Raw genomic sequence first — 17,297 nt, 5'->3', positions numbered from 1 at the left:
ATATGACGCCTGTTTTAAGCGGTTCTGGATTTCTTCCTTTTTTGCGTCGAATTTGGCTGACTGGAGACAAAACTATTAACAATCATCCCCGCTATGATCAAAAATAAACCGGTCAATGACAATAATGAAGGTATATTTCCAGATAAAAGCACTATTTCGCCTAATAATGTGAAAATGACTTCACCGGATTGCGTGGCTTCCACCGCTGCCAGCTTATGAGGCTCTGTTCTGACCATATCTGTTGCCATAAAAAAGAGGACCGTAGCTATGACTCCTGAGCAGATAGCAACAATAAAGGTTTGAGTTAATTGCCCTGAGCTGGGAGGTCCAGTTTTGACCCACCCTATGATGGCCATTATGATCCAAAATGGCAGGCTGCCTAATGTCATGCCAAGCACTCTTTGGTAAGTGTCAAACTCTCCATTACACGCCTCCATCATTTTTCGGTTGCCAAGTGGATAAGAAAACGCGGCAACAATGACAGGGAGCATACTAGTCACGATAAGATGCCAAGACAGGCCATGAATATTATTCCCTTGCATTAGGGCAACGCCAATGATGATTATAGAAGAGGCAGCCAAAGGCTTCAGAGCAAGGGACTGTCTTGTTTTAATAAGTCCGTCTGCGGTTTGGCGCCATTCATAGAATAATGGGCTGAGCAGCATGCCGGCAATAATCGTCAATTGCCATGTTCCTGCGGTCAGCCAACCCGGTCCGTAAGCCGCAGCAAAGGTAATGGGGGCATAGAAGAGTACAAATCCAAAGAAACTCCATATGACCCAAGGTAACGGGTTTTTAACCATGCCTTTGAGAAGCGGCATGATGTTTCTTCTGAAAGAAACAATAATAAAAAGGAAAGGAACCATAAAAATAAAACGCAAGGATGCGCTCCATAGCCAGCTGCCCCCGGATATTTCCATTGAGCGGTTCAGAATAAATGTGAAAGCAAAGAAAAATGAAGCTAAAATGCCTAGTATAAAAGCTTTCAAAGTGATCACCCATTCCTGCCTGTGCCTAATAAATTAATCTATCCTGTCATTATATTTTTTGTGACTGAAAAATACAATGGAATTGTTTATAAAGAAATTATTATTTCTATGTTAAATTATCTGACAACAACCATGCCTTTTCTGTTCCCCTAGTTTACTATAAACCCAGGTTAATAGTTATCAAAATCAAAAGTTATCCTTTTTTAGGGGGGCCTTACCATGGATGTCACATATCTTATGAACAGTGTATGGGTTATGCTTTCGGCGATTTTAGTTATTTTCATGCTCGGCGGTTTTATCTTGCTCGAGGCTGGATCAACGCGGATGAAAAATGCCGGTCATATTGCGGGGAAAACGATTTTTACATTCAGTATTGCAGCGCTTGTGTTCTGGGCAATTGGTTTCGGATTCATCTTCGGCAAAAATGGCAATCTCTTTGTGGGTTTGTCGGACTTTTTCTATTCCGGTTATGTAATGAAAGGATTAGGGCTTTCAACCTCTGTATATTTTCTATTCCAGCTTGCGTTCGCAGCGATATCTTTAACTGTTGCGTTTGGCGGTTTCGCTGAGCGTGCGAAGCTTTCGGTATATCTCGTTTTCTCTATTCTGTTTTCTGCACTTGTTTACCCCGTTATTGCTCACTGGATTTGGGGAGGAGGGTGGCTTGCCGACCATGGCGGCCAAGACTTCGCCGGTTCAACTGTTGTCCACCTAACCGGGGCCGTGGCGGCATTTGCCGCGACGATTCTCCTTAAGCCGAGGATCGGAAGGTTCAACAAGGACGGCTCAGCGAATCATATTTACGGGCATAATCAAGTCTTTACCGCCCTGGGTGTCCTGATATTATGGATCGGATGGTTCGGTTTTAATGCAGGCAGTACAATTTCGGTCGATAACGGCTTTTTTGGGTTTGTGTCTATAAATACCAACTTAGCAGCTGCAGCGGGCGTTGTTGCCGCTTCAATCATTTCCTGGATCGTGTTAGGAAAAACTGACGTACCTACATTGCTTAATGGGGCACTTGCCGGACTTGTGGCAATCACGGCTTCATGCGCCTTTGTTGAAACATGGGCTGCTGTTGTTATTGGTTTCGTTGCCGGAATCCTTGTATTCTGCAGTATGAGGTTTGTTGAAAAACGAAGAATTGATGATCCGATTTATGCCATTTCCGTTCATGGGGTTCCCGGGATTTGGGGAACATTATCTACAGGGCTATTTGCAACGCCGAAGCTTGCGACAGTTGGATTGCCAGGCTTGTTTTATGGGGGAGGACTAACTCAACTCGGCGTTCAGGTAATGGAAGTCGTCATATCCGGTGTATATGCTTTTACAGTATCTTTTGCCATACTGTTTGCCATGAAAAAATTAATGAATGGCCTTCGGGTTACAAAAGAAGAGGAAACCCTTGGCTTGGATTTAAGTGAACATGGAAGCTATGGATATCCGGAGGTTTTTCAAAACACCAAACAAAGAAAAACGAGTTAACTAACCTTTCCGTTTTTAACGGTATTACCTTAAAATTGAGATAAGGGGTCCACCCTTAAATGGGGGAGAAAGTTATGTCAGATGGAAAGCTATCGTATAAAGAAAAGAAAGTGATCACAATTGGTATTGTAAGTGAAATCACCGGACTGTCTCAAAGGCAAATTCGCTATTATGAAGAAAGAAATCTCATTTTTCCAGAACGAACCGAACGCGGCACTCGCAAATATTCATTTTCGGATATAGAAATATTGGGAGATATAGCCGACAAAATAGAAGAAGGTGTGCAAACCTTTGAAATCAGAAAAGACATGATAAAGAAAGCTAAAGGCAAGCAAACAAGAGAAGATGTCAACAAAATGATTCGAGGACAATTGAATGCGCACTTTAACATAAGAAAATAGGTTGTTTTTTAGTTAATCAGAAAGTATAACTTTCTGACGCACATAAGTGCAACTATGCCTCTGTCTTCGCCAAAGGCTCGCCAATCGGCGAGTTTTCTTTATTTATAAGCTGCTTTAATTCGAGGTTAAAAATAAGGTGAAAATATCCCTTTTGCTTATCACAAAAGGGATATGCAGTATATCATTGCTTCAGCCGCATGGCTTTAATCAGGGCATCGTGTATATGAGTATTTTCATAGACACCCGCAAACAGCTGTGCTCCCGGCCCCATCGCTGTTAACGGGACATCAACAGCTGAATGGCCCGATGTGGTCCAGTCTATTGTAAATTGTTGATCCAAGTGGGCTGCTTTAATTGGCCCGTCCTCCTTGGAAATGCCTTCGCCGGACTCATCTTTATTGGACACGTCCTCTATTGATATGCCCCCGCAGCCATGGTCTGCGGTTACTAGTACAAGTGTGTCAGGATGTTTTTTTGCAAACTTTTTGGCAACCTCTACTGACTTGTCCAATTGCTTGCCAGCCTTTATCATTTGTTTCGCATTGTTTTCATGTGACATTTCATCGATGCCTTCTTCTTCTACCATGAGGAAGAAACCTTTATTATTGCGTGAGAGCGTATCGATTGCCTTTTTGGTCATCTCAGGCAAAGGGACAACAGGTTTATATAGATCTCCTTCACCTTCAGGTCTTTGCTCGAACATTTCCTCGTTTGCGAAGAGACCTAAGAGTTTATCACCTTTAGCTTTTTCTAATTCCTTTTGGTTCGTCACATAATTATATCCTAACTTTCGAGCTTTTTTTACTAGATTCCCTTCCGTTCCTTTGCTTTCTTCTTCCGGGTCCTTAGCTGGATGATCAGGATATTTTCCAGCGCTTCCTTTCGGATACCAATAATCTTCACCGCCGCCTAGAATAACATCAATGTCACTGTTTTCGAGATATTGCTTGGCAATGTCACTTTGTGAGGACCGGTCGGCGACATGAGCGCCAAAGGCAGCCGGTGTTGCGTCCGTGACCTGGCTTGTTGTGACAACCCCAGTTGCTTTTCCCGCTTTTTCCGCTAATTCCAAAACCGTCTTCACCGGCTGTTTATCTGGGTCTACACTAATGGCACCATTATAGGTTTTGATTCCAGCTGCCATTGCTGTTGCCGCCGCTGCGGAATCCGTCACAAGGCTGGTAGAGCTGGTATGTACCATGCCGCTATATGGCATATCATTCATGGCAAGTTCGCCATCGGCTCCTGCTGCAGCCAGACGGATGGCATTGCGATGCCCTGGCCCCATGCCATCTCCTACAAAAAGAATGACATTTTTGGCCATGCCATGATGATGGCTGCGGCTCTTTTTTTCATGGCGTTCGGTACTGCTAGCATCAGCGAAAGAAGCAAACGTTAAAGCTGTTACAGTAGTAAGAGCGATCGCTGCATTCAGAATCAACATTCCCCGTTTTTTTATCAAGCTCCTCACTCCTCACGTTTTGATTTAATTTTCAACCTCATTCTAAATCTCCTTTTTTAATATAAGACTAGTATTTTGTAAAGTGATTGTTAAAGTTATAGACACTCTTATAGAAATATAGGTTCCAATTTGGTGTTAACGATCAACTTATGGGTTTGATGCTCGCCTTTCAGGACAATCATGCCCTGGGAATGACAGGGGCATGATTGTGTGAGGTTAATTATTAAAAAATTTGGTGATATTTGTAAAAACCTTTTCGCGAATGCTCTTTTTTTCATTAAACAATTGATGCCGACCATTCTCGATATGGCATACCTCTAGATGGTGGAACTTTTTTTTGACAAATTCAAGATTATATTTCCACTCTACGGTCTCATCCTTATCGCCTTGTATGATACATGTCTGTATATCAGTTGGCGGGTATGTTTTAATTTTCTCATTCCAATTTATTAATGCGCCAAGCCATTCCAAAGGAATTGTCTTTGACTGCAACGGATCCTTTTTAGAGAAGGTGAGATACTTTTCATTTGAAGAGTTTTCCCGAAAATTCCTTCTGATGTCATCAATAAAGGGAAATGGTTTCATAAGATAGAAACCCAATTTCGATAGGTACCAATAGTTGGACCTTATAAGCGGTGCTGCAAGGACAAGCTTTTCAAAATGATGGTCGTTGTGTTTCAAAGCATAATTGATCGCTATGGCACCGCCTGTGCTATGACCAATAATATACATAGGTAAAGGCATTTCCTTTTTTGTCTTTCTCATCAACTTTTCCAAAGTTAAGACATAATCCGAAAACGCATCAACGGACGCTTTTTCTCCTTCAGAAAGTCCATGGCCTTGCAAGTCATAACTGATGACATTGTAATGATGGTCATTTAAGTATTGAATAATATGATTTAAATATCCGACATGATCCAAATAGCCATGCAATAAGAAAACTGTCCCCTTGTTTTGTTTTGGCGAAAAAATTTGAACCATAATTTTTGTTTCATCGATATCAATTTTCCCGAAATGAAAGTCAATGTTATCTATATTAAAACCGTAATAATTCAAGTAAGCCGTAATATCAGGTGTCATTTCAACAGGCTGATGAAAGTTTATCGGTTGATCCCAATTTGCCAGGCGGTCTAAAACTTTCCTTATGTCCTCTGTTTCAGGCATAATCCTTCTCCTATCTGTAACCTTTTTAGCTATTATAGACAATTTTGTTTAAAACAAAGCGCAACAAGGAATAGTAGATAGGTAGGTTAAGTCCACACAAACCTTCAGGGAGGTTTTACAGTGAATATTTTAATCGTCGGATCGCATGGGAAAATTGGCAAACAGGTGGTTCAGCTCCTGAGTAAGAGCAATCACCATCCTAAAGCTATGATTCGTAATGAGGAACAGAGAAATGAGCTAGAGAAGCTTGGCGGCGAGGTTGTGATTGCTGACCTTGAGAAAGACTTCGGTCATGCTCTAAAAGGTGTTGATGCCATCGTTTTTACAGCTGGTTCAGGTGGTCACACTGGTCCGGAAAAAACCGAGCTTGTTGATCGTCAAGGTGCGATGAAAATCATAGAAGCTGCAGAAAAAGAAGGCATCAGCCGGTTTATTATGGTCAGCTCAATGAATGCCGATACCCCAGAAAATGGACCGGAGTCAATGCGCCATTATTATAAAGCGAAAGGTGACGCAGATGATAAGCTCCGTTCATCCAACCTTATATACACGATTATAAGACCTGGAAAACTATTGGATGACCCGGGCAAGGGAAAAATCAATGCTGCCGGAAAAATTGAAGGCGACCGCAGCGTAGGCATCCCAAGGGCGGATGTCGCTGCCATCATCGTCACCGCCTTAGATATGGATAATACGTATAAGAAGACGTTTGAAGTATTGTCAGGTGAACAACGAATCGAAGCAGCACTGAAATCACTTTAATAGATACAATTCATATGAAATGTTTCCATGCAGAAGGATGTCTCCCAGCGAGGCATCCTTTACTTTACTATGTAAAAAAAATTTATGGATGATCATCAATACATTTTGGTATAGACTTATATACAGGTAAAAGCAAAAATCACTCATGGGGTGATCGAGGATGACAAGAATGGAAAAGGTGTTAGCAAAGCTGCAAGAGGTGGCAAATGAAAAAGGTGTCAGTGCCAAGGAGATCGCTGAATTGTTAAGTCTGAATAGAGCAAATGTCAGCAGTGATTTAAACAAGCTATGGAAAAAAGGGCGGGTTATAAAAAACAATGGCCGGCCGGTTTTGTATTCTTTACCAGATCAAGGTTCCTCTGAAAAAAGAGTACCGAAACTTGATGAGCTTGCAGAAAGAAATGCAAGTTTGTCACTTGCGGTTGAACAAGGGAAAGCCGCGATACTCTATCCGCCAAAGGGCATGCATATTTTACTGTATGGGGAAACCGGGGTTGGCAAGTCAATGTTTGCCGGTTTGCTGCATGAATACGCCCTTGAAATCAAGAGAATGAGTCGCCGGGCAGCTTTTGTAACATTTAATTGTGCTGATTATGCAAACAATCCGCAGTTATTATTAAGTCAATTATTCGGTGTCAAAAAAGGGGCTTTCACTGGAGCGGTTGATAGCAGAGGGCTGATAGAGAAAGCAGACCAAGGCATTCTTTTTCTTGATGAAGTCCATCGTCTCCCTGCGGAAGGGCAAGAAATGCTATTTACATTTATTGATAAGGGGATGTTCCGCCGCCTGGGAGAAACAGATGCCGATCGAATGGCACAGGTATTAATTATCGCTGCCACAACTGAAAACCCGCAATCAAACCTGCTGCATACGTTTACCCGCCGGATACCTATGACGATTTACCTTCCATCGTTAAAGGAGCGGTCGATTGAGGAGCGTTATTACCTTATTATTCAGTTTTTAAAGGAAGAAACGGTTCGCCTCGAAAAGAAGCTTTTCGTTTCCGCAAATACAATCCGCTCATTATTATACTATGACTGCCCAAATAATATCGGACAGCTCAAAACTGATATTCAATTAACTTGTGCCAAAGCTTATGCGGATTTTGTCACTGGCAAAAAGGAAGGCTTGCAAATTAACAGCACTGATCTGCTTCATTATATAAAAGAAGGTCTTTATGAAGCAAAACATGCGAAATGCAGCATTCAAATTAATGATCATCAGTATTACGTTTTTCTGCCGGATAAGGAAACGCTGTCATTTAAAGATAACGATGATATTAGCGATCATTCGGTATATGAACAAATTGCCAGCCGGTACAGTGAATTGAAAGCCAGAGGTGTGAATAACGAAGAAGTTGATCTGCTGATGGAAATCGATATTGAACATTATTTTACACAGTATATTAAAGGGATCCACCAAAGAATGAACAAAGGCGAATTGTCGAAAATCATAGATCCCCCGGTCGCAAAAATAACTGAGGAGATCATTCGCTATGCTGAGTCCAAACTGAATGGCTTTCTTAGCAAAAAAGTTTATTTAGGCATGGCGCTTCATATTCAAACATCGCTTAAACGGATCGAAAGCGGAAAAACAATTTTCAACCCGCAATTGAACAAAGTCAGGAAAGCTTATAAAAGAGAATTCAGCCTGGCCTTAGACTGTATTAAAATGATCGAGGAAAAATTGCTTGTTGATCTTCCTATTGATGAAGCGGGATTTTTGACCATGTTTTTTGTATTGGACAATGACGTTATTGATTCAGATGATGATGGGGTTTCAATCATTGTTGCCATGCATGGCAACAATACAGCTTCTTCAATGGTCGAAGTCGCTCATCAGCTGCTCGGTGTGGCGTATGCAAAGGCGATTGATATGCCTCTGCAAACCAGTCCGGCTATCATATATGAAGCCATTCATGGCTATATCGAAAATGAGGCATCTGCTGACGCGGGAGTACTGCTGTTAGTAGATATGGGGTCGCTCGTCAGCTTCAAAGACAAGCTGCAAAAGGATACAGGAGTGCCGATTATGATCGTGCCAATGGTGAGCAGCCTTCATGTCATTGAAGCAGCAAGAAAAGCAATGCTCGGTTATTCTTTAAAAGAACTTTATGAGGATCTTATCCATACCGCCTCACTGTTCTCCCATGATCGTTCAGAAGAAGGTACAGGAGACGGTTCATTGGAGAAGTGGGTGATTGTAACAGCTTGTACAACAGGTAAGGGCAGTGCTTTGGCGATAAAAGGGCTGCTGGAAAATCATTTGCAGTATAACCCTGACTGGCTTGAGATCGTCCCGATGAATATTGGAGGATCGGTGGATTCCGACAGCATATTGAAGAGCATCAAGAAGAACCGGACCTTATTAGGCATTGTCAGCAACTTTGCTTTCGATGAGGATGTTCCGCAATACAGCATCGAGGATATCTTAAATTTGAAAGCGATTAAAAAGCTGCAGTCTGCTATTGATAAGGAAGAAACCTATTTTAAAATGGCACAAACGATTGAACAGCATCTTAGCTTTGTTGATGGGAAAATGGTGATAAAGGATGTGAGGAGATGCCTTCATGATATACAGGCATCTCTACAAAGCAATATTGCCTCAAATCAATTAATAGGTATTGTGCTTCACATGTGCTGTATGATCGACAGGCTTGCTGCGGGATACGTGCCTGTACCATTTAGTGAAAAAGATCAATGTATAACAATGAATCAACACCTTTATAGGGTCATTAAACGTGCAGTGCAGCGTTTGGAGGAAATCTATCGTATCACAGTAAGTGATGATGAAATCTGTTATATTATTAACTTTTTTGACTATGAACAAACACTCGCAACACACTAGTGTTTGTTTTACTGTTTAACAAAACACACTAAGACTGAAATAACACAGTAGGCGCTATACGTTTGATATGACAAGGAGTGCAGATATTGGCATGACACTTGCAATAAGAGTTTTGAAGGCGCCTTCAAGCATCTCAACATTTTAAGGGGGATATTAAAAATGAATATACTTCTAGTTTGTGCAGCAGGGATGTCAACAAGCTTACTCGTAACCAAAATGAGACAAGCAGCAGAAGAAGATGGTGTGATAGCAACGATAGAGGCTGTTTCACTGGATGAGGTTAAAAACCATATAGATGAGGCCGATGTCTTATTGCTAGGACCACAGGTGCGGTACAAATTGGCACAGCTTAAAGCGGAAGCTGGCGAAAAGGGAATTCCAGTTGATGTGATTAGTCCGGCGGATTACGGTATGGTTAATGGCAAAAACGTTCTCGACTTTGCTTTGGGTTTCCAAAAATAGGAGGTGTGGTTTCGATGATTGGTTTTTTAGAAAAGTATGTGTTGCCAGTAGCGGGCAAGATCCAGGAACAAAAACATCTGCAGTCCGTTCGGGATGGCATTATACTTGCGATGCCACTTATTATCGTCGGTTCCTTTTTTCTTATCATCGGTAATTTACCCATTCCTCACTACGAGGCATTTATGTCAGGCCTATTTGGGAAGGAGTGGTTAACGAAGCTCACTTATCCTGTCGGAGCTACGTTCGATATTATGTCGATAATCATTGGCTTTGGTGTTGCTTATAGACTTGCGGAAAGATATAAGGTTGACGCGCTCTCGGCCGGAGCGATTTCATTGGCATCCTTTCTGCTTGCCACACCACATATGACCATGTTTACCCCTGAAGGGACACAAAAGGCTTTTGAAGTAGGCGGTGTCCTCCCGATCAGTCTGATGGGAAGCAAAGGATTGTTTGTCGCTATGATCATAGCGATTGTTTCGACAGAAATTTACCGGTGGGTCATCCAAAGGAAGCTTGTTATCAATATGCCCCAGGGTGTGCCGCCTGCAGTGGCAAAATCATTTGTAGCTCTCATTCCAGCATTTATCGTTATTACTTTTATCTGGATCATTAGAGTGATACTCGAAGCGACATCGCTCCAGGATATCCACCATGTCATTAATCTTGTTATTACAACACCATTAAGCTTTATAGGCGGGAGTCTGTGGGGGATGCTAATAGCCATCTTGGCGATTCAAATTTTATGGTCGCTTGGTCTCCATGGCGATGCCATTATTATTGACAGTCTGATGGCGCCAGTTTTATTTGCCCTGATGGATGAAAATAGACAGGTTTTCATGGCTGACCATAGCGCCGACCTGCCAAACATCATTTCAGCGCCATTTTATTCAATATTTATGACGACTGGCGGGTCAGGGCTAACCATTGCCCTTGTGCTGTTAATGTTATTCAAAGCACGAAGCAAGCAAATGAAACAATTAGGAAGGCTTGCTGTTGGTCCAAGCCTTTTCAATATAAATGAGCCAACGATTTTCGGTACGCCTATTGTCATGAATCCTCTCATGATTATCCCTTTTATACTCACACCAGTTGTCGTATTATTGGTCACTTATTTCTCTATGGACTTGGGTCTAGTTGCCAAACCAAACGGGGTATTAATACCATGGACAACACCTATGTTCATCAGCGGGTTTTTGGCAACAGGAGGTAAGGTCTCAGGTATTGTGATTCAAATCGTAAATCTCGCGGTGGCTTTGATCATCTACTATCCCTTCATGCGACTTTACGACAAGCAAAAATTTAATGAAGAAAAAGGGTTTGAACAGATAAAAAGTGAAAAGGATCTTAACCATTCAATCTAAGCGTAACAACCAAGTGATTATAGATAAATAGGTGGAAGGGAGAGAAACATGATGAGTTCAGAAGAGGTTGTTTTTCATATCATCTTGCACGGAGGCAATGCCAGAAGTTTGGCTATGGAGGCTGTCTCGCTTGCAAAGAATGGCGGAATTTCGGATGCGAGAGGTAAGCTTAGGGATGCCGCCGAAGAAATTTCCGAGGCCCACAAGATCCAGACATCGTTAATACAAAAAGAGGCAGAAGGTGAAAAGGTAGGCGTTTCTCTTCTGCTGATCCATGCACAGGATCATTTAATGAATGCATTGACAATAAGAGATTTGGCCCATGAATTTGTTGATTTATATGAAAAATTGGCGGTTTCAGGAGGTATGAAGCGATGAAGGGCATAAAAATTGTAACAATAGGCGGCGGATCGAGCTACACACCAGAATTAGTCGAAGGCTTTATTAAAAGATACAACGAACTGCCTGTATCGGAGCTTTGGCTTGTTGATATACCCGAGGGCAAAGACAAGCTTGAAACAGTTGGGGCGCTTGCTAAGCGAATGGTCGATGAGGCCCAGGTGCCAATGGAAATCTATTTAACTTTGGATAGAAAAAAAGCACTCAGAAACGCTGATTTTGTGACCACACAAATAAGGGTAGGTTTACTCGAAGCAAGAGCAATAGATGAAAGAATCCCATTAAAATATGGTGTAATCGGTCAGGAAACCAATGGACCCGGCGGGTTATTCAAAGCACTAAGGACCGTCCCAGTGATCTTAGACATTTGCAGCGATATTGAGTCATTATGCCCTGACGCGTGGCTGATTAACTTCTCAAACCCTGCAGGATTAATTACCGAGGCGGTGCTCCGTTACAGCAACATCAAAAAGGTTGTTGGCCTATGTAATCTCCCCATTGGCATGAGAATGAATCTAGCGAAGCTGCTTAATGTAGAGGCAGAACGCCTTCATGTCGATTTTGCCGGTCTTAATCATATGGTCTATGGATTAAATGTTTACCTTGATGGAAAGAGAATAACCGATAAAGTACTGGATATGATATCCTCGGGAGAAACTGCAGGGGAGACAGTCAAAAATATTCCTGATTTTAATTGGGAGCCGGGATTTGTCAAAGCACTAGGTGTTCTGCCATGCCCTTACCATCGATATTACTATCAAACGGCCAAGATGCTTGAAGATGAGATAGCATCGGCCAAAAGTGAGGGCACAAGAGCTGAGGTGGTTAAAAAATTGGAAGCGGAATTGTTTGAGCTGTATAAAGATCCTGACTTGAAGATTAAGCCACCTCAGTTGGAAAAACGAGGCGGTGCTTATTACAGTGATGCCGCTTGCAGCCTGATTCATTCAATTTATACTGATAGACGGGATATTCAGACAGTCAATATTAGAAATAACGGGGCGATCGCCAGCATCCCTGATGACTCTGCAGCAGAAATTAACTGTGTCATCACAAAAGAAGGACCTCTGCCAATTTCCGTCGGTGACCTTCCTGTTCCAGTACGCGGATTAGTGCAGCAGATTAAATCTTTTGAGCGGGTTGCTGCACAAGCTGCAGTGTCAGGGGATTATTATGAAGCGTTGCTCGCTATGACTATTAACCCTCTGGTGCCATCCGACCATATGGCAAAGCAAATTTTGGATGAGATGCTTGACGCTCATAAAGATTATTTGCCGCAATTTACAAACGCGCAGAAGGTATAACATAGGGAAGCCGGGCATCAAAACGGGTGATTTATACGGCTCTGCCTGGCTTTCTATTTTGATATTCCTATGTTCACTTAGTTCACATCCGAAGCCTTCTTCATGTCCCTCAATTCTTCTAGTACATCCTGCAAAGAAAGCAATTCGTAAAGAAGGGTAATTTTTAATGGAAGATGATAGGAAGTTGTGTCATTGCTATCATGACGCTCATCTTTCAAAAGATTAAATAAACATGTGACCTCCCGCAATGTCGTGTAATAGTAACCATGTACATCAAATTGTTTTTCTCTATAACGTTCCGCAACGGCTTTACCCAGCCGTGCTATTTTGACATAGTCCTCCTGGGCAAAGGCTGTTGTATAGTGGTCCGTGTATAACAAATTACCTAAATGATACATAGCCTTTTGTAATTGGCGAAGCTCATTTTGGTATGTCTTTAACGATTGGATATTTTCCAAATGATGTTTATGGTGAAGCCATTCGGATCTTTGATTTTGAACAAGCAGCAAAATGTGGTCTAATTTCCGTTGAAGGGTTATGTACCCTTGCTCCAACTTCGCCTTAGAAGGTAAGTCATTAGAGAAATACTGCCTAATCAAAGCGCCGATTTGCCCGAAAGCTGTATCTGTGGACGATGCAATCGTTGTTTTATAATTAGGCGGCAAAATAAAATAATTAATCAAGGAAGCCACGGCAATCCCTGTAAAAGTCGTTCCCAAGCGAATAAAAAATGAATCTAAATAATAATGGGAGGTGACTGAAATCATGGCCACCGCGGTTAAAACCGCAACAACAAGGCCATCATATAATTTCAATCGGTAACAAGCGATAAGGGTGATTGAAGCGGCTCCCGCATAGCTTATCGGAGATTTCCCCAAAAGGGCGTCAAAGAGCATAGCGGCACCTGCTCCAATGGCAGATGCCGGAAATCTTATCAATCCTTTCTTCAATGAATCTACCGATGTGTTTTCAATCGATACGATCGACGTTATCACGGCAAATAAAGGCGGCCAATTTAGAAAATAGCATATGTATGCGGTCACAAAAGCCGATAAACACGTTTTTAATAATCGGCTACCCAAAAATTTTGATCTGAAAACCAATGGCACCATCTCGCATTTTTTATCATTATTATAATTTAAATTAGCTGTGAACGCTACCTTCCAGTCCAAAAAGGATCTCAGTATTAGGTATATTATTAGACAGGTATTTAATAAGCAAGGTTTGGGTTGTTCCATTTTTTCTTTTTTCTGAATAGGATATGACAAGGGAATTTAAGGGGGAGTTCGAATGCCATCTATTGTAATGTGCGGCCAGGTCAATATAAATTCAATGAGCAGCGACGCAAGTATGACTTCTGGACAAAATAACCAAGCTCAATGGAATTTTCAAGGCAAGTGGAATATGGGAAATGGCTTTCAAGCCGGACTTCCTAGCACCATTAATGTATTAAATATTATATATGATGGTGACGTTACCGATGCGCCTGCTGTTCAACCGGAGGGATTCAATCCAGTGTCAACCTCCCAGGTATGATCAAACAAGTATTTAATAAGCATGGTCGGTTGTTCCGTTTTTTCCTTTGATGAATAGGATATGGCAAGAGAATTCAAGGGGGAAGTTCGAATGCCAGCTATTGTATTATGCGGCCAGGTCAATATAAATTCGATGAGCAGCGAATCAAGTATATCATCCGGACAAAACAACCAACCTGAATGGAATTTTCAAGGCAAGTGGAATATGGGAAATGGCTTTCAAGTCGGACTTACTAATACCATTAATGTTTTAAATATAATATATGACGGTGACGTTATCGACACACCTGCAGTCCAACCAGAGGGATTCAATCCAGTACCAACCGCACAGGTTTGATCAAAGTGGGTAAGGATTCTGACGTTTATGTTCAAATCAATGCCATCAACATAAACGTGCTGAGCAATTGTGCAGGTGTGTTTTCGGGTTCAAATAACCAGCCCCTCTGGAGTTCGAATTCCAAAAACAACATGGGATTTGGAAGAGAGTTCGGCAATTCTAACAGTTCCATTAGTATCATCAATGCGGTCTTCGATAATGATATGGAAGATTTAACAATATGGAAAAAGTCTGGAGCAGGGAAAGGGGATAACGGAGAAGAGGGCACTTCTTAAGGTTTTATACTTATCCCCCTGTTATTCCATTTCTTTCGCCCCCTTGATTTGGACATCCAAGTCAAATTATCTTCGCAATAAACCTTTAAGCAAAACTTCTATTCAATCTTGTTCACAAAAATGGTCACAGGACAATAAGTCGTATCTATATACTAAGTATAAGAGGCCATAAATGTGGAGGGCAGTTATGTCAGTAAATATAACCTTTGGCGCGATTAATTCAAATAATATGACGACGGATTGCTCCATAGCTATTGGCGAAAACAATCAAGTGGGCTGGTCCGCCCATGGTAAATTTAACTATGCAAACGGGTGGCTTTATGGTGTAAGCGTTAATTCCGGCATATTTAACAACATGATAGATAATGATGTAGTAGATACACCTATAATGGATAATGACGGTATCCCTAGCAGTCAAGCTCAAGGATTATAAAGGAGGGTCACCGTGAGTAGAGAGTGTGAAGAATCGATCCACTTTAACAATTTATCTGTGTCAACGATTGGAACCAACTCCGGGATATTTATTGGAAACAATTCAGCTCATGGTTGGCACTCATCAAATAAAAGCAACCAAGGCTTTGGTTCCGGAAGCGGGTCAACATTTTATAAAACAGTTAGTATGGTTATGGACAATGATAGCATTGACACGGTCATTAATGATGTCAATCAAACGGATGCACCGGGGAAACGGACGGCATCAAACGTAATAGACACGATAAAATTTGACTCGATTAATGTCGGTATTGCTTCAGTTGCAACATCTGTAAGTGTCGGTGAGAATTATCAAGAAAATTGGCGGTCTCATTATAAGGAAAATAAGGGCTTTGGAACAGCATCGGGAATAAATAAGTTTAAAATGGCCAATAATAGCGTTTCCGATAACGATAATATAGACAATGTAGTTAATGATATGTCACAAGCAACAGTGGTTGAGGAATAAATAATTATCTTATAAGGAAAAGAAGTGATCTTCTTACCCGGCCTCGAGGAAGAAGATCACTTTTTATTTGGATGGTTGTTGAACTTTACAGTATATCCGCGCTTTTCCTTATTGAGCTCAGTTGTCATACCATGGGGTTCAGGTGTTTTTGGCGACTGTTGGCTTATCCTTTTTGGATCTGTTCCCTTTGCTTTAGAATGGACTTTTGTCTTTGGTGACGTTGTATGTCTAGCAGGGGCAGTCTTGGTACTGTTAGGCTCTTTTTTGGCAGTTACAGACGTCTTATGGGAAGGGGAGCGATCAGGTTTCCTGTCTTTAGGCTGCTTTGATCTTGCCCCATCTTCTTTATGACTTCCTTTTTTATTGTTGTTTGGGTTAGCGCCAACGCCAAAGTTGTTCCCCAAGTTTAATGCACCGCTTAGATCCTTCACGTCTAATGTGTCAAGACGGAAGGTAAGGTTATCGATTACGGGATCATTGACATCTATTTTCTCAATAGTAATGTCACAAGAGAAGCCTTCTTGCGTCATTTTTAGTAAAATATCTTGGAATATGTCCATCTTTCTTTCCAACCGATATATGGCTTTCTGTTCCCGTATTTTCTCTTCTCGTCTCTTCTTAAAACCAAACATGCGAAGTCCGACCCCCTAATCTGTCGTTTTCTGGATAGGGTTGTACAAATCGTCTTCTTGGATTATATGATCCTGTTAATAAGAATATAAGGACAAAGATGGGGAAAAGCGTATAGAGGTTAAAAAAAGCGATGGATGCACTCATTGGATCAGCTAATCAAAATTTATCTCTGTTACCGATGGAGACGTACGTTTCATTAATTGAGCTTCTAATATGCCATTTTTATAAGACACATTTGCCTCTTTCGGATTTATAGGTGCGGGAAGTTGAATGGTCAATTCTTCGTTTTGGTCAGGAAACTCTTTAACATAAAGGTGATGTGAATCCATATACAGGCGCGGTCTAGTGTCGTCATCAATAATCACCGGAAGACGCACAATAACACCATTATTTGTTTCAAACACCTGATAATCCGGCTGGTTTGATGGGGGCTCTTGAGCTTGAGCTGCCGGGTTCCCCATCCCGCCAAAGCCAGACATGGATTGATTCATAATATCCTGCATTTGTTTTTGCATACCAGGATTATTGAGTGGCATATTAGTCAAAAAGGGAATGCCTAAGCCTTCAAGATATGATTTTATTCCATCTTGATTAGAGAACGGATTCAAGAGAATCAATTCCTTTCAATGCTTTGTGATAAAGATCTTGTTTATCAAATACATTTATATAAAGATTTTTATTGGGAGGCTGACTGCATGGAGCATATTCATTTTAAAGACCTTAAAATTGGCCAAATCACACGGTCATCTGGTGTTTTTTCAGGGAAAAATCAACAAGGCTACTGGAGTTCCAAAAAGAAAGAAAACCAAGGCTTTGGAACAATAAGCGGAAAAGAAAATAAAGCGATAGACCATATTAATATTGCATCAGACCCTGATCGCTTTGATCCATAAACCTTTATAGCACAGTTTATTCGGCTGTGTTGAGAATGGTGAGG

At 41.4% G+C, this 17,297-nt stretch carries 20 protein-coding genes; 14 read left to right on the top strand and 6 right to left on the bottom strand.

Annotated elements, in window-relative coordinates:
* Window positions 1-14: 14 nt before the first annotated feature.
* The gene (locus EV207_RS11040) at window positions 15-989 is read right to left on the bottom strand and encodes a DMT family transporter (RefSeq protein WP_132746221.1); all 975 of its coding nucleotides are present in this window, start codon (window positions 987-989) and stop codon (window positions 15-17) included.
* Between the two features lie 219 nt (window positions 990-1,208).
* Between EV207_RS11040 and EV207_RS11035 the strand changes: the two genes are divergently transcribed.
* A complete protein-coding gene (locus EV207_RS11035; RefSeq protein WP_132746220.1) occupies window positions 1,209-2,474 on the top strand; it encodes an ammonium transporter in 1,266 nt (421 codons plus the stop codon).
* A 74-nt stretch (window positions 2,475-2,548) separates the two neighbouring features.
* Window positions 2,549-2,875 (top strand): MerR family transcriptional regulator, encoded by a 327-nt coding sequence (locus EV207_RS11030; RefSeq protein WP_132746219.1) that lies wholly within the window; start codon window positions 2,549-2,551, stop codon window positions 2,873-2,875.
* A gap of 181 nt (window positions 2,876-3,056) precedes the next feature.
* Here EV207_RS11030 and EV207_RS11025 read toward each other — a convergent pair whose 3' ends face one another.
* Both EV207_RS11025 and EV207_RS11020 read right to left on the bottom strand, forming a co-directional pair.
* On the bottom strand, window positions 3,057-4,334 hold the full coding sequence (locus EV207_RS11025; protein WP_243647025.1) for an alkaline phosphatase: 1,278 nt from the start codon (window positions 4,332-4,334) through the stop codon (window positions 3,057-3,059).
* A 219-nt stretch (window positions 4,335-4,553) separates the two neighbouring features.
* Window positions 4,554-5,501: an alpha/beta hydrolase gene (locus tag EV207_RS11020; RefSeq protein ID WP_132746218.1), complete on the bottom strand. Its 948-nt coding sequence runs from the start codon at window positions 5,499-5,501 to the stop codon at window positions 4,554-4,556.
* A 120-nt stretch (window positions 5,502-5,621) separates the two neighbouring features.
* On the opposite strand from EV207_RS11020, the gene EV207_RS11015 reads away from it, so the two are divergent.
* From EV207_RS11015 to EV207_RS10990, 6 genes are all read left to right on the top strand, one after another.
* The gene (locus EV207_RS11015; RefSeq protein WP_132746217.1) at window positions 5,622-6,263 is read left to right on the top strand and encodes an SDR family oxidoreductase; all 642 of its coding nucleotides are present in this window, start codon (window positions 5,622-5,624) and stop codon (window positions 6,261-6,263) included.
* A 160-nt stretch (window positions 6,264-6,423) separates the two neighbouring features.
* Complete coding sequence (locus EV207_RS11010) at window positions 6,424-9,111, top strand: sigma-54-dependent transcriptional regulator (protein WP_132746216.1); 2,688 nt, start codon at window positions 6,424-6,426, stop codon at window positions 9,109-9,111.
* A 159-nt stretch (window positions 9,112-9,270) separates the two neighbouring features.
* Window positions 9,271-9,573 (top strand): PTS sugar transporter subunit IIB, encoded by a 303-nt coding sequence (locus tag EV207_RS11005; protein ID WP_132746215.1) that lies wholly within the window; start codon window positions 9,271-9,273, stop codon window positions 9,571-9,573.
* 14 nt (window positions 9,574-9,587) lie between these two features.
* Entirely contained in the window at window positions 9,588-10,937 is a 1,350-nt protein-coding gene (gene celB, locus EV207_RS11000; RefSeq protein WP_132746214.1) for a PTS cellobiose transporter subunit IIC, read from the top strand.
* A gap of 48 nt (window positions 10,938-10,985) precedes the next feature.
* Window positions 10,986-11,315, top strand: a complete 330-nt coding sequence (locus tag EV207_RS10995; protein ID WP_424511364.1) for a PTS sugar transporter subunit IIA — start codon at window positions 10,986-10,988, stop codon at window positions 11,313-11,315.
* Window positions 11,312-12,640, top strand: a complete 1,329-nt coding sequence (locus EV207_RS10990) for a 6-phospho-beta-glucosidase (protein WP_132746213.1) — start codon at window positions 11,312-11,314, stop codon at window positions 12,638-12,640. Before EV207_RS10995 ends, EV207_RS10990 begins: the two co-directional genes overlap by 4 nt.
* Window positions 12,641-12,717: 77 nt before the next feature.
* On the opposite strand, the gene EV207_RS10985 is transcribed toward EV207_RS10990, so the two are convergent.
* Window positions 12,718-13,812 carry an FUSC family protein gene (locus tag EV207_RS10985; RefSeq protein ID WP_165886911.1) on the bottom strand — a complete coding sequence of 365 codons (1,095 nt, stop codon included), beginning with the start codon at window positions 13,810-13,812 and terminating at the stop codon, window positions 12,718-12,720.
* A 118-nt stretch (window positions 13,813-13,930) separates the two neighbouring features.
* Here EV207_RS10985 and EV207_RS10980 point away from each other — a divergent pair, with 118 nt between their 5' ends.
* The 5 genes from EV207_RS10980 to EV207_RS10960 all read left to right on the top strand — a co-directional run bounded on the left by EV207_RS10980 (window position 13,931) and on the right by EV207_RS10960 (window position 15,727).
* Complete coding sequence (locus EV207_RS10980; protein WP_132746211.1) at window positions 13,931-14,176, top strand: hypothetical protein; 246 nt, start codon at window positions 13,931-13,933, stop codon at window positions 14,174-14,176.
* A gap of 90 nt (window positions 14,177-14,266) precedes the next feature.
* A complete protein-coding gene (locus EV207_RS10975; RefSeq protein ID WP_132746210.1) occupies window positions 14,267-14,512 on the top strand; it encodes a hypothetical protein in 246 nt (81 codons plus the stop codon).
* A gap of 5 nt (window positions 14,513-14,517) precedes the next feature.
* Window positions 14,518-14,787, top strand: a complete 270-nt coding sequence (locus EV207_RS10970; RefSeq protein ID WP_132746209.1) for a hypothetical protein — start codon at window positions 14,518-14,520, stop codon at window positions 14,785-14,787.
* Between the two features lie 172 nt (window positions 14,788-14,959).
* Window positions 14,960-15,220, top strand: a complete 261-nt coding sequence (locus EV207_RS10965) for a hypothetical protein (protein WP_132746208.1) — start codon at window positions 14,960-14,962, stop codon at window positions 15,218-15,220.
* 12 nt (window positions 15,221-15,232) lie between these two features.
* Window positions 15,233-15,727: a hypothetical protein gene (locus EV207_RS10960; RefSeq protein WP_132746207.1), complete on the top strand. Its 495-nt coding sequence runs from the start codon at window positions 15,233-15,235 to the stop codon at window positions 15,725-15,727.
* Between the two features lie 56 nt (window positions 15,728-15,783).
* Here the strand turns inward: EV207_RS10960 and EV207_RS10955 are convergent, their stop codons facing one another.
* Together EV207_RS10955 and EV207_RS10950 are read right to left on the bottom strand one after the other, a co-directional pair.
* Window positions 15,784-16,359, bottom strand: a complete 576-nt coding sequence (locus tag EV207_RS10955; protein ID WP_132746206.1) for a hypothetical protein — start codon at window positions 16,357-16,359, stop codon at window positions 15,784-15,786.
* Between the two features lie 153 nt (window positions 16,360-16,512).
* Window positions 16,513-16,968: an Hsp20/alpha crystallin family protein gene (locus tag EV207_RS10950; protein WP_132746205.1), complete on the bottom strand. Its 456-nt coding sequence runs from the start codon at window positions 16,966-16,968 to the stop codon at window positions 16,513-16,515.
* A gap of 87 nt (window positions 16,969-17,055) precedes the next feature.
* Between EV207_RS10950 and EV207_RS10945 the strand changes: the two genes are divergently transcribed.
* Window positions 17,056-17,253, top strand: a complete 198-nt coding sequence (locus EV207_RS10945) for a hypothetical protein (RefSeq protein WP_132746204.1) — start codon at window positions 17,056-17,058, stop codon at window positions 17,251-17,253.
* Window positions 17,254-17,297: the final 44 nt, after the last annotated feature.

This window comes from Scopulibacillus darangshiensis, from assembly GCF_004341035.1.
Taxonomy (GTDB): domain Bacteria; phylum Bacillota; class Bacilli; order Bacillales; family Sporolactobacillaceae; genus Scopulibacillus; species Scopulibacillus darangshiensis.
Note: the sequence above shows the minus strand (reverse complement) of the source record. Positions and strands in the feature narration are given on the sequence as shown.

Coding starts and splice junctions, on each gene's coding strand:
- celB (WP_132746214.1), top strand. CDS start 9,588: ATGATTGGTTTTTTAGAAAAGTATGTGTTGCCAGTAGCGGGCAAGATC.
- EV207_RS10995 (WP_424511364.1), top strand. CDS start 10,986: ATGATGAGTTCAGAAGAGGTTGTTTTTCATATCATCTTGCACGGAGGC.
- EV207_RS10990 (WP_132746213.1), top strand. CDS start 11,312: ATGAAGGGCATAAAAATTGTAACAATAGGCGGCGGATCGAGCTACACA.
- EV207_RS11005 (WP_132746215.1), top strand. CDS start 9,271: ATGAATATACTTCTAGTTTGTGCAGCAGGGATGTCAACAAGCTTACTC.
- EV207_RS10955 (WP_132746206.1), bottom strand. CDS start 16,359: ATGTTTGGTTTTAAGAAGAGACGAGAAGAGAAAATACGGGAACAGAAA.
- EV207_RS10945 (WP_132746204.1), top strand. CDS start 17,056: ATGGAGCATATTCATTTTAAAGACCTTAAAATTGGCCAAATCACACGG.
- EV207_RS10965 (WP_132746208.1), top strand. CDS start 14,960: ATGTGGAGGGCAGTTATGTCAGTAAATATAACCTTTGGCGCGATTAAT.
- EV207_RS11010 (WP_132746216.1), top strand. CDS start 6,424: ATGACAAGAATGGAAAAGGTGTTAGCAAAGCTGCAAGAGGTGGCAAAT.
- EV207_RS11020 (WP_132746218.1), bottom strand. CDS start 5,501: ATGCCTGAAACAGAGGACATAAGGAAAGTTTTAGACCGCCTGGCAAAT.
- EV207_RS10975 (WP_132746210.1), top strand. CDS start 14,267: ATGCCAGCTATTGTATTATGCGGCCAGGTCAATATAAATTCGATGAGC.
- EV207_RS10980 (WP_132746211.1), top strand. CDS start 13,931: ATGCCATCTATTGTAATGTGCGGCCAGGTCAATATAAATTCAATGAGC.
- EV207_RS11030 (WP_132746219.1), top strand. CDS start 2,549: ATGTCAGATGGAAAGCTATCGTATAAAGAAAAGAAAGTGATCACAATT.
- EV207_RS11035 (WP_132746220.1), top strand. CDS start 1,209: ATGGATGTCACATATCTTATGAACAGTGTATGGGTTATGCTTTCGGCG.